The organism is Bacteroides sp. RTP21281st1_H5_RTP21281_210402 (assembly GCF_040918965.1).
Taxonomy (GTDB): domain Bacteria; phylum Bacteroidota; class Bacteroidia; order Bacteroidales; family Bacteroidaceae; genus Bacteroides; species Bacteroides congonensis.
This window is the reverse complement of the sequence record NZ_JBCOWR010000012.1, coordinates 99,033-111,000: the sequence shown is the minus strand read 5'-3', so window position 1 is coordinate 111,000 and position 11,968 is coordinate 99,033. Positions and strand designations below refer to the sequence as shown.

At 41.6% G+C, this 11,968-nt stretch carries 13 protein-coding genes; 7 read left to right on the top strand and 6 right to left on the bottom strand.

Going from position 1 to position 11,968, the window contains the following annotated elements; translation table 11 throughout:
* Positions 1-12 precede the first annotated feature (12 nt).
* From AB5443_RS17415 to AB5443_RS17390, 6 genes are all read right to left on the bottom strand, one after another.
* Positions 13-1,572, bottom strand: coding sequence for a beta-N-acetylhexosaminidase (locus AB5443_RS17415; RefSeq protein ID WP_277132342.1), 1,560 nt, complete (start codon positions 1,570-1,572; stop codon positions 13-15).
* A 94-nt stretch (positions 1,573-1,666) separates the two neighbouring features.
* Positions 1,667-3,523, bottom strand: a complete 1,857-nt coding sequence (locus tag AB5443_RS17410) for a RagB/SusD family nutrient uptake outer membrane protein (protein ID WP_277132340.1) — start codon at positions 3,521-3,523, stop codon at positions 1,667-1,669.
* A gap of 13 nt (positions 3,524-3,536) precedes the next feature.
* A complete protein-coding gene (locus tag AB5443_RS17405; RefSeq protein ID WP_277132338.1) occupies positions 3,537-6,983 on the bottom strand; it encodes a TonB-dependent receptor in 3,447 nt (1,148 codons plus the stop codon).
* Positions 6,984-7,100: 117 nt separating this feature from the next.
* A complete protein-coding gene (locus AB5443_RS17400; RefSeq protein ID WP_277132336.1) occupies positions 7,101-8,105 on the bottom strand; it encodes a FecR family protein in 1,005 nt (334 codons plus the stop codon).
* A gap of 79 nt (positions 8,106-8,184) precedes the next feature.
* The gene (locus tag AB5443_RS17395; RefSeq protein ID WP_022138773.1) at positions 8,185-8,748 is read right to left on the bottom strand and encodes an RNA polymerase sigma-70 factor; all 564 of its coding nucleotides are present in this window, start codon (positions 8,746-8,748) and stop codon (positions 8,185-8,187) included.
* Positions 8,749-9,198: 450 nt separating this feature from the next.
* Entirely contained in the window at positions 9,199-9,501 is a 303-nt protein-coding gene (locus AB5443_RS17390; RefSeq protein WP_117720233.1) for a helix-turn-helix domain-containing protein, read from the bottom strand.
* Positions 9,502-9,613: 112 nt separating this feature from the next.
* On the opposite strand from AB5443_RS17390, the gene AB5443_RS17385 reads away from it, so the two are divergent.
* The 7 genes from AB5443_RS17385 (at position 9,614) to AB5443_RS17355 (ending at position 11,946) form a co-directional block, all read left to right on the top strand.
* The gene (locus AB5443_RS17385; RefSeq protein ID WP_117720234.1) at positions 9,614-9,865 is read left to right on the top strand and encodes a hypothetical protein; all 252 of its coding nucleotides are present in this window, start codon (positions 9,614-9,616) and stop codon (positions 9,863-9,865) included.
* A 125-nt stretch (positions 9,866-9,990) separates the two neighbouring features.
* On the top strand, positions 9,991-10,206 hold the full coding sequence (locus AB5443_RS17380) for a hypothetical protein (protein WP_368113799.1): 216 nt from the start codon (positions 9,991-9,993) through the stop codon (positions 10,204-10,206).
* Entirely contained in the window at positions 10,199-10,372 is a 174-nt protein-coding gene (locus AB5443_RS17375) for a hypothetical protein (protein WP_368113801.1), read from the top strand. The genes AB5443_RS17380 and AB5443_RS17375 overlap by 8 nt, the downstream gene beginning before the upstream one ends.
* Positions 10,369-11,274: a phosphoadenosine phosphosulfate reductase family protein gene (locus AB5443_RS17370; protein ID WP_368113802.1), complete on the top strand. Its 906-nt coding sequence runs from the start codon at positions 10,369-10,371 to the stop codon at positions 11,272-11,274. The genes AB5443_RS17375 and AB5443_RS17370 overlap by 4 nt, the downstream gene beginning before the upstream one ends.
* Before the next feature lie 24 nt (positions 11,275-11,298).
* Positions 11,299-11,565, top strand: a complete 267-nt coding sequence (locus AB5443_RS17365) for a hypothetical protein (protein ID WP_007478431.1) — start codon at positions 11,299-11,301, stop codon at positions 11,563-11,565.
* 25 nt (positions 11,566-11,590) lie between these two features.
* Positions 11,591-11,767, top strand: a complete 177-nt coding sequence (locus AB5443_RS17360; RefSeq protein ID WP_004325858.1) for a hypothetical protein — start codon at positions 11,591-11,593, stop codon at positions 11,765-11,767.
* Positions 11,764-11,946 (top strand): hypothetical protein, encoded by a 183-nt coding sequence (locus AB5443_RS17355; protein WP_070750858.1) that lies wholly within the window; start codon positions 11,764-11,766, stop codon positions 11,944-11,946. The genes AB5443_RS17360 and AB5443_RS17355 overlap by 4 nt, the downstream gene beginning before the upstream one ends.
* The last annotated feature ends 22 nt before the right edge of the window (positions 11,947-11,968 follow it).

Genomic DNA, 11,968 nt, shown 5'->3' with positions numbered 1-11,968 from the left:
GATATTCTTTTTTTAATCCCATTTATAATCTTCCTTCACTTCACTCTTTAAAGCCGGGCCGAATTTAAACCCCATTTGTTCGAACCATTCTTTTCTCTGAAGTATATTTTGGTGGAACCGGGTGAAGTCAAGCGCTTCCCCCTGATACCACATTTGTTCTGCCAGCGCAAGAATACGGGGAAATAGACGCCGGTCTATCATACGTTCAGTAACTCCGTCATCGGTCCACAATGCACAAGTCATACCGAGAATCAAAGAGTTCTTTTCCTTGAGGGCTTTGTTGGAGGGATTGTCCAGATATACGTCTTTCAAATCGAAAGTACGTGCTTCATTATATCCTCTCCAGGGAGTTAGCGGGAAGTTCAGATATGTATAGTAGTTGGAACTGCAAATGACCGGATAGTGGTGCTTGATTGCATTCCGGAGTGCCAGGTCTTTGTGCCCGCGATAGTTCCACCACTGAATCACCGTGTTATCCGGCAATGGATAGCCGTCGTGATAAACTACGTCGCCCCAGAATATGGCTTTCCGCCCTTTTTGCTTCAAATAGTCTGCCATCTGTGCCGAGAACCATAACTGAAGGTCATGACTGTCCTTCAGTTTCAGTGTGGAAATTCTCTTCCGGCAATCCCGGCATTCGTCCCAGTTTCCTTTCGGCGCCTCATCTCCCCCTAAATGGATGTAGGGGGAAGGGAAGAGGGAACATACCTCGTCCAATACGTTTTTCAGAAAAACCAGTACTTCTTCCTTTCCTGCACAAAATATATTTTGGGTAAATCCATGCTGCGGCACTTCAACGGGCAGCCCGAAACAACCGAGTTCGGGATAGGCGGAAAGAGCAGCTTCAGCATGCCCCGGCATGTCTATCTCGGGAACGACAGTGATATTCCGTTGACTGGCATATTTGATAACTTCCCGTATCTCTTCCTGTGTATAAAATCCCTGTTGTTCTTCTCCCTTGCCTACCGCTCCTCCTATTTGCGCAAGACGCGGATATTGCCTGATTTCTATCCGCCATCCCAGTCCTTCTGTCAAATGCCAATGGAAATAGTTCATTTTTAACAATGAAGCCATGTCAATATACTTCTTGATGGTGGATATTTTCTGATATTGACGTCCGGAATCCAACAGGAAGCAACGCCATTGCGTACGAGGATAGTCGGTAATATCTGCACAAGCAAAAGTAAGACTTCCCGTAGGACTGGTAACCCATTGACGCAAGGTTTGTACTGCATGGGTAAATCCTCTTTGGTCGGAAGCGGTTATTATCATTTGGCGTGGATTGATATTAATCTGATACCCTTCAGGCGGTAGTGATGAATCACTAATCCAGCAGATTTCAGCACCAGATTCTTTTTTTTGCCATTTGACGGGAGTGTCGCGGAGTACTTCGGTACGGAAAAGGCTTAAATAAAAAGCGGTGGTATCTTCAGCATATATAGAAATACTTTTTTTAAGAGTCAGATTGCCTTTTTGCATTTCCACTTGGTTGGGGGACGGGAATACAATCTGCCCGCAAGCAATAGTTGTATATGATACCAGCAGAATGATAGTTGGGAATAGATATTTCATGGGATGCATATTGTTTATTTCTATGAGAGGTTAAGAGTGAACTGTCCGTCGTGCTAAACACTTCGGACAGTTCTAATTGATTAAAGTCTATCTATTAATTTCCGTTTTCCCATCCCGGATTTTGTTCGAGTTGGGGGTTCAGCACTCGTTCGTTACGTGGAATGGGGTTGAGGTAATAATAATCCGGCCATAAATGATTCTGTTTGGGATGGAACTCAAGATATCCTTCGGTAGCGCCGCCATCAATTGTCACATTGGTTCCTGCCGGGAAGTCAGATGCCCGTACATATTGTCCAAGTTTCTTTTTCAATGCATAGTGGCATTTCTTCCATCTTCTCAAGTCATCAAAACGGAAGCCTTCAGAGAAAAGTTCAATGCGTCGTTCACGTCGTATTTCCCACAGTAATGGGTTTACTTCGTAGTCGCCGGGATAATCGGAATTTCCCATATCACGCTTCGGGTCGAAAGCTGTATTGATTTCCGAAACTTTCATCAAGCCTACGTTAGCGCGCGGACGCAGCTTGTTGATAGTGGCATCTGCTATGGACTGGTCGAACTCGTCCAGTTCACACATCGCTTCCGCATAATTCAGCATTACTTCCTCAATGCGGAAAATGGGCATGTCTGTCTCTTCATTTCGCTGGCTGCCCATGCTCAAATAACAGCAATAGTATTTCCAGTTATTATATCCGAAAGCTGATTTATACCACGGTTGGTTTTCCAGATAGAAATCAAAGTGGGGGGATGCTCCCAGAATACCACCGTCATACCCTTGACGGAACGGCAATAACTTCTGTCGCTCTTTGGTTGTGCCATATCCTATTCCCATACGGGTGCTGAGACTGTCGATAAAACTCCTATCTTTTGGAGTATCTGTAAATTCCCATTTATTGTCCCATGCGGTGGTTGATTTTGAACGGTCTACCTTGTAAGGTGGGGTGATATGCAACCATAAACGGTGATCGCGATTACTGAACTCATTATATAAATCTTCATCACCTGAAAATAGTCCGCTAGTCCAGCGTGGCTTGCCGTCCGAGCAGAGATAGCTGTCCACCAAATCCCGGGTCGGATTATAGAAGGATGTGGCAGTAGTTCCACCGATACTGACGGCGTGTACTACGTTTACGGCATCCGAGTATTCTCTGTATAAAATCACGCCTGCAACGTCTTTCAGTTCCAGCGAGCAGAATAAATCATCGTAGCAGTCAGCTACGTTCGGATAAGTTTGCATTAATTCGGCAGACACCCTTTTACATTCCCGCAGATAGGTTTCCGCATCATTCAAACCATGATATTTGCGCCATGTACCTTCAAACAAACAGAAACGTGACAGCAGGGCCTGTACACATGCTTTGTTGATGGTATTTTTACCTTCTCCATTTACGTTGATGTTCTTTTCTGCATATTGCAAGTCTTCCAGGATATGTTTTGCTATTTCGTCTCTGGAAGCCCTCGGCCCTTTGATTAGTTCTGTTTCGTCATCGCTTAATACATGGTCAATCCAAGGTACGCCGCCATAACTCGACAGGAGAGAAAAGTAACGATAACCACGGAAGAAATAGCCTACAGAACGCCAGTTCGCTTTCTCTGTATCTGTCATCTCACTGCCTTCGATGTGGTCGAGCATCAAGTTGGTACGGCGGATGAAACTATAATAATCCCAGGTAGTGTTATCTTTTTTGTCGGGGATAGTCACCAGCTTCCTGATCCAGTTGCTTTCACTGGTTCCTCTTGTCTGGTTGTACGAGATGTCATCCGTAGCGTTTTCCGAACCATATCCCAATGAGGGCAAAGTTTCATATAGTCCCCAGGCATAAGCCTTGAAGTTATCGTATGTTTTAAAAGCGGTCTCGGCGGTCGGGTCTCCCAGAGGATATCTTTCCAGAAAATCATTATTAAGACAACCGGCTAATAAAACTGTACATATTAAATATAGATATTTTCTCATAATGCTTTGGTTATTAGAATGTAACATTGATACCGAAGGAGAATTTTCTCATAAATGGATATTCCCATGCGCCTTTTGTCAACATATCGGTTTCCAATCCTTCCGGCAGGTGATCCCAGGTATATAGATTTTCTCCACTGAAGAATACTTTCATTTCGTCAAAATATATACGCTTCGACCATGTCTTGGGTAAAGTGTACGAGAGCGTGATATTCTGTAATTTCAAGTAAGAGGCATTTGCCAGATACTTTGTCTGTTTCCAGCGATTGTAACTTGTGGTTACTCCGTCGTTGGAATATACGCGCGGATAATAAGCATTGGTATTTTCCGGAGTCCAAAAGTCAAGTGTTTCTTTGAACAAACTTCCCCAGTTTCCGGTAGGCCATGCAATCTGGTCGGTACGCCAGTAATCTCGCTTGCCTACTCCGCGTAAGAAGATGGATAAGTCGAGCCCTTTCCAACTCACTCCTGCAGTAATACCATAATGGAAACGTGGAGTTGAATTACCGATGATACGTTGGTCGCCCGGGTTGTCTGCCGTTCCTTCACCGCTCCAGATGGTTTCTGTATCGTCGTCGAAGTTTTTATATAGTACATCTCCCGGATTAACTTTTCCGGCTCCTTTCGGTATAGGGATTCCTGCTTTTAGTGTCCCGTCTGCGTTGAAGTCGTCTTCGGTGTAGAAACGGTCGGTAACGTATCCCCAAATTTCTCCCATTTTCATTCCTTTGCGATAGATTTTATCACCTAACAGGTTTGTATCGTTGTTATATTTCGTGATTTCACTTTGTGAGTCGTACAGGTTAAAGCCAATCCGGTAACTCCAGTCTTTATTAATCCGGTCTCTCCAGTTCAATTCCAGTTCCCATCCGTAAGTCTTCAGGTCAGCGGCATTCTGTTTGGCGGCAGTAGCGCCCACTACCCATGGAAGATCCATGCCGGGCGCCAGCATTCCTTTGGTGTCGCGGCGATACCAGTCGAAAGTTCCGTTAAGGCGGTTATTGAAGAATCCGAAGTCAATGCCGAAGTCCAGCGTATAAACTTTCTCCCATGAGAAACTGCTGCTGACCATTGCGGGGGCATTCAGTGAGGTTGCCTTTTGTCCGTCTACCAACCATGTCGTAAGATAAGGTGACATGGACGGGATGTATGGATAGTTGTCAGGAGTGTTATCCGGCTTCATGATAATTTGGTTTCCGATGGAACCCCATGAAGCACGCAACTTCAGGTTTGAGAGGATAGTCCTGGTATTACTCATAAATGCTTCTTCCGAGATTCTCCATCCGGCGGAGAAAGAAGGAAAGAAACCGAAACGATTGTTCTTCGGGAACCGGGAAGTACCGTCATAACGCCCGTTTGCTTCAAACATATATTTGCCATTGTATGCATAATTGACACGGTAGAATAAACCTCTGATAGCATATTCATCGAAACTGTCGGTAACGGAAGTCGTGCCGGTTGAACCTGAAAGGGACGGCAGATTCTCCAACAGTACGTCCGTACGTTGTGACCATTGCGATTCTTTATGGCTTTCTTCCTGGTTATATCCTCCCATAACGGCAATGTCATGTTTGCCTATGGAAAAGTCGTAATTGGCAAATACATTGACAGCGTTATAATTGGTAAACCCTTGTGTCAGGGCATAACGTGAGTTTTCTACATTGTTCATGACCCCCGTAAAGTTGAATCCCATATATTTATACTTGTTGACGTACATGCGGTTATATTCGGTAGTCCGGTTATATGTATATTCACCTGTAATCTTCAATCCTTTCAGCGGGGATATGATAACACGGCCCAATGTGCGCAGGTTGGTTTTCTTGATAATCCTCGGTTCCCCATAACGTACATAAGTAGCCGAAGTTTCTGCCGGATATACGACACCATCTTCTTCATACGGTAATATATTATGGTAGGATGGCAGTGTCATGGCACTTCCCCACACGCCGTTGCGGCCACCTTGCTCTACTTTGTTTTGGGTTGAATTCGCATACCTGATGTCCAATTGGGTGGTAAGCCATTTGTTGACGTCCACACTGATGAAGCTGGACATATTTATGCGGTCGAACTTGTCTTTGTCCGTTACCAGAATTCCGTCTTCACCGGTATATCCTAAACTTAAACGATAACTCGTACGTTCACTACCTCCTGATACGGAGAAACTATGGTTCTGCATGAACCCGAAGTTATCCATCATATCGGCAAACATGTCATTTTCCCGCATTAAGAACAAATTGCCTTGTTCGTCAAATATATACCCGTTCGGATATTTGGAAGGATTACTTTGATAATCGCGTATATATCCTTCCCACTGGGTAATATTTTTCCCGTCCACATAAGTGTCATTGGCCCATCCCATTTCCTTATAGGCTAGCACCGACTCCAACGGGTTGGCTTTTTGCGGTAATTCCGAAGCTTTGGAGAAAGAGAAGTTATTGTTATAATTGAATCTGGGAGCCATGTCTTTCTTGCCTTGCTTTGTTGTAATCAGGATAACGCCGAAAGCGGCACGTGCCCCATAAATAGCTGCGGAAGCGGCATCTTTCAAAATGGATACAGACTCAATATCCTGCGGATCAATCATATTGATATCCATCGGTACATTATTGACTAATACCAGAGGTTCACCACCGTTGATAGACGTTGTTCCACGAATATTGTACGTCATGTCATCACCGGGAGTGCCGGTGGCTGATTCAATTTTTAATCCGGGAACTACCCCTTGCAAAGCTGCCGAAACGTTGGTTATCGGACGGTCGCCCAGTGACTCTTTGACATTGACGGCTGCTACCGCTCCGGTCATATTCACTTTTTTCTGTGTACCGAACCCTATGACTACCACTTCGTCCATCGTTTGTGTATCTTCCTGCAACTGTATATTGAAGGATGTTTTATTTTTGACGGAAACTTCTTGCGGCATATATCCGATGTAAGTAATCCGCAGTTTGCTGTTTGCCGGAACCTCCAATGAAAACTCTCCTTTCACATCGGTGATAGTAGCTTGTTTACTGCCCTCTACAAGGACATTAGCTCCTATCAAGGGCTCGCCCTGCATATCTGTGACGATTCCCCTTATTTTTATATTCTGTTGGGTTGTATTATTGGAAGGCATTTCTGCTTTTGGCGGAACAGGGACTATGATGATATGTTTCCCTTCCGGTCTGTAAGTGAATCCGGTTCCTTTTAATACCGAGTCCAGAACAGAAGAAACCGTTTCTTTGGTGAAATTGACGGTTACCTTTTGTTTGACGTCCAGTTTCGTCTGATTATAAGCAATGCTTAAATCAGTCTGGGCTTCAATACTTTCAAATACTTTTAATAGAGATTGGTTTTTCATAGATACCGTTATCTGCTGATTTTGCCCGAAGGCTGTGTTATAAAAACATAAAGCAAATAACAATATATAAAATTTATGAATTTTTACGGGGTAATTCTTACCCGATAACTTATAAAGTTTCATACTTTTGTGAGTTAATCATTAATACTAATTTAAGTGTATGCTACAAATTTGAATGAAGTAATTTTGATTGATTTAGGGGAGTTGGTATCCGCGAAGTACCGGCTCCCTTTTTTCTGCCTATCTGCCTCCTTTCTTGTTTTGAGGTGAATAAATTAAAAGCACGTTCTCGTCCTCTACTTTATAATCGATGCTTCCTATCGTTTTTGTTACAATATTCATGATATCTTTGATAGGAGCTTTATGTTTGAATTTGATCGTATATACATCCGTAGTGGCTAGATGTGGTGGAACGATGATATGTATATTATATATTCTTTCTATTGTAGTGAAAACGTCCTTGAGGGTCATTCCGGCAAAGTTTAATTCACCTTTGGTCCAACCGGAGTATAATGAAGCGTCAATGATTTTTTTATTGAATTCTCCGGTTGGATTGTCATATTCAAGTTGCTCATCGGGTGTCAGGGTAATGATGTCCTCATCGTTCGATTTCTGAACAACAATTGAGCCTGATTCAAGAGTGGCGATTGTTTTTTCATCTTCCGGATAGGCGTGTACGTTGAACTTGGTTCCTAAAACTTTAACTTTCAGATGGCTGGTCTTGACAATGAACGGATGTTGGCTATCTTTCTTTACATCGAAATTAGCTTCTCCCATCAGATATACGGAACGCATGTCATTGGCAAATTTCTGTGGATATATTAACAATGTCCCTGAATTGAGATGCGCTATGGAACCGTCGGGCAAAGTGATTTGCCTCTGTTCTCCCTTAGGCACAAAGTATTCTACCAATTCTACAGGTTTTTCATCGGGTTGCATATATAAGTAAGCTATCCATATGGACAGCAGAGGGATGAGTAATGCTGCCGCTACTTGTCCCCATTTGCGCAACGTATAAGAAATGGCTGTTTTTTGTGAATGCGGCAGCTTCTTGCGGAAATCCTGATAAGAGCGTATGGTGCTTGCATCGGTTTTGAATTCCTGTTCTTCCCATACCTGCATCATTGCTTCTTCCTTCTCGTCCTGTCCTGCGGAGTCAATGATCCATCTCCACATCTTTTCCTTAAGTTCGGGACTGAACTTGTCGGAAATAAAATTTTTAATTATTTTATAGGTATTCGACATATTAATGTTTTTATGGTGATGGTTTCTTATATAAGATACGTAGCTGGTCAACTACGCACGGTCTGAATTCATATTTTTTTTAGAAAAATAGAATAAAGGCAATAAATAGCACTTTCCGTATGTCTGTGAGGGCTTGTGAAAGATGGTTCTCGACAGTCCGTTTATTGATGCCTAACGCTTGGGCTATTTCGTCACTGCTCATTCCTGATTCCCGGCTCATCTTATATATTTTCTTCCGTTGCGGAGGCATTTTTTCCACAACCATTGCTACCAGTAGTTCGAGTTCCCTGAGTTGTATATTGTCGTCAGTTTCGTTGCTTTCCGGTGTGGAAACAATCTTCTCGGCTTGTTTTTGCTGGTAGTTTTTGAATAATAACGCACGTTCGATATGCCGGTATACCGCATTTTTGCAGACACGGAAAAGATAAGATTTGAAATTGTTGATTGTATTGAGGGATGAGCGGTTGCCCCACAGCATTAGAAATATATCCTGCGATATATCTTCCGCTTCTTCCGGTGATTGCAATAATCCGGTGATAAATCCTTTGACTTGTGGATAATAGTGCAGGAAGAAGGTTTCAAAAGCCTTCTCGTCTCCTTTACTGATAGCCTCTAAAAGTTGTTTTTCATTAAAAGGTTGCATGCAGTTGAGGTTGGGTGAATACTATCAATCGTGCAAAAATAAGTAATTTTTATATCTATATCCGGCTATTAACAAAAAAACACTTTTTACAGTGAAATGAAAGTTCCGACGTGTATAGGAGTGAAGTGCTCCAAAAAGTACTCCCTATGTGAATAAATTGGATGGACTTGATTTTTATAGAAAGGAAAAGCCGCAGAAAATCAACGATTACCTGCGGCTTTTATTTTGCACGGGAGGAGAGGCTCGAACTCTAATGACATTTTTGGCTTCTCCCTTTATTGAATGTCAAATAACTATGTTTCTGGTTAAGCATTATTATTATAAGTTGATTTGTCCGAAATATGTCCGTAGACATGTAATATTTATCTGTTTTTTATTGTTGAATATTATTATTTTTGAATCATGGGTAAATATTTTTGTATATTGTGGCATTGATGTATTTTTGAATAACTATTTTTTGTTTAATAAAACTTGTATTAGCCGTTCCTTCTCTTCAAGAATCTTCTTTAAATAAGCGATTTCTTCTTCTTTATCGAGAGCATTGCCTGTATTACTTTCCGAAGGATTATCAAAGAAAATACCAGGAGAAACATTAAATACCTCTGCTATGGCTTCAAGAGTTTTAGTATTAGTTGACCCCGCTCTTATCATAGACTGAATAGTACTTTCATCTTTACCGATTCGGGAAGCTAATTCCCGAATTTTAATTTTATTTGTTTCGCATAAATCCCTTATAAGTAATAAATTAGCCATAATACAATACAGTGTTTACAATAATTAACAGGAATTATATAGCATATTATGCTAAATAAATCTATATTTGTGATATAAATATAGAAATAAATAATAGATTTAATGTGATGTTATGGCAAAAAAAACTTTAAAAAGAAATCAAGACGGTGAGAAACTAAGAATGTATCTTTTGACTTTACCGCTGAAAGATTCTTCTAAAATGGTGGTAAAGTTGGCAGAAGCATGTAAAGTTCCATTGCATACCGTTCATAATTGGCGGGGTGGATTGTGTCGTATTCCCGAACTTGCAAAAGATAAGATCGAGGAAGTAACAGGCGTGAAAATTTTCCATAGTGAAAATATTCTCCAAAAGAAAAGCGAATAAAAACTGGGGCGGCTTTTGTCGCTCCATAGAATAACCGCCGGAGTATGGAGATAACCCCGAAGGGCGAAAGCGGGTGTTATTGGTAGTTCGATGCTATCCTCCGGCACAAAAAAGCATAAATAATTATGTATGAAGGGTTAAAAGTAAATTTTTGGTTATGGCATATTGTAGGCGGTGTTTACGGATATAAAGAATTAATAAGACTTCCTCGAAAGCAAAAGAAAGCATTAAAGAAAAGTATTTTGCAGGATATTATTACAGTAGATAGAACCTATGTAAAAGAGTGTCCGCGGCCTAAGAAATTACCAACATTTAGTTATAAACAATTGAAAAATGAGTGAAATCAAAAATCTAAAAATAGGTGATTTATTCTCTCTTCGCAAAAACGGAGTGACGTATGAATTCCTTGGATATTGCCCGATTGAAAACCTGCCTATTGCTTATAACCGTCGTAAGTGTGAGACAGTCTATTTTGAAGATGAAAATAAAAAGGTACATAAATTATGAAAATAATAGTAAGTTTCTCCGGCGGCAAGGATTCACAAGCCTGCCTTATTCAAGCCGTCAACCAATACGGTGCCGATAATGTAGAAGCGGTGTTTTGCGATACTGGTTGGGAACACCCCGACACATATCAGCATATAGCGGATGTATGTCAGCAGCTTAATGTAAAACTAGTAGTATTGAGAAGCAAGAAGTATACGGATTTTGTGGATATGTCTATCAAGCGTTCACGGTTCCCGTCCTCTCAACGGAGGTTTTGCACCTCTGAATTAAAAATAAAACCGATGATTGATTACATTCTCTCCTTAACCGAACCTTGTTTGATAATTCAAGGCATCCGGGCAAAAGAAAGCGAAGAACGAGCTAAACTTCCTTATGAATGCAACTATTTCGGGGAGTATTTCGAGTGCATAAAAAAGAATCGTAAAGGAAAGACGGTAGATGTTTGGAAGCAAGATTATCGTAGGAAAGATGTTATTCAATGGTGCGAGCGATACGACGCCAGTGTTTCCCGCCCTATTTTTCAATGGTCGGCACAAGAAGTTATAGACCATATTCTATCAGTCGGACAGAAACCAAATCCTTTGTATTCTCGTGGGTTCTCCCGTGTTGGTTGCTATCCCTGTATTATGTGCCGGAAACAGGAAATCAAACTCATCTCGCAAGAAGAGTTCGGGCGTAACCGTTTGATAGATGCAGAACAAAGGATGAAAGAAGAAACTCCGAAAGGTTCGTCCTTCTTCTCGCCCGGCTACATTCCTGGTCGATTCTGTAAGAATAGGGTTTATCCAACAGTACAGGAAGTTTTCGAGTATGTGAACCGTAACAATGTCGGTATGGATGATATGTTTGAGCCGGAAGGCGGATATAGTTGCATGAGCCTTTATCACGGGCTTTGCGAATGAAGTTTAATTCAAATCAAATTAGAAATGAAATCAACAATTACTACCCCCGATGAATTAACCACGCTACGAATAGAAGGTAGTAGTGGAACCTATAAAATATTCAGCAGTTTCCGCCCCATGGAATCCCCTGCGTTCGTGGATGCGGTAGACAGGAAGTATAATCTGGCGGAGATTAAGAATCTTTCCGGCGGAAAAGGTTATTTCCTGGTACACTTGAACAGAGAGCAGCAGGAAACCATACAGGAGGATTTAAACGCTATACTTTGCGATAGTGTACCGTGTCTTCTGTAAACTAAGACAATTTTAACGAAATGCCATGAAAGAAGACAGACGCCTAAGAAACCTACGTTATCAGATGCGGAAGAAAGGTTACCAGTTCGATACGAAGAACCTGGTGGCCATTATGCCTTCACATGACAAACGTTCCCTTCTCCAGGAAAGGAGATTAAGCAAATTCGGTTTTTCAATTCAGTATAACATGTTTGAACAATGAAAGATAAAAATTTAAAATACATCGCCCACGCTATAATCGTGGTTGCCTTTATGGGGCTGATTGCCTTTGTCATTTATTATACGGGTAAAACCGCTTTTCTTTGGCTGTTATTATTCGTTTTCCTGTATCAACCTTGGGGAGACTTGAAAACAGAACAGAAGGAAAATAACGAAAAATAAGTAACTACGTAACTTTATAACG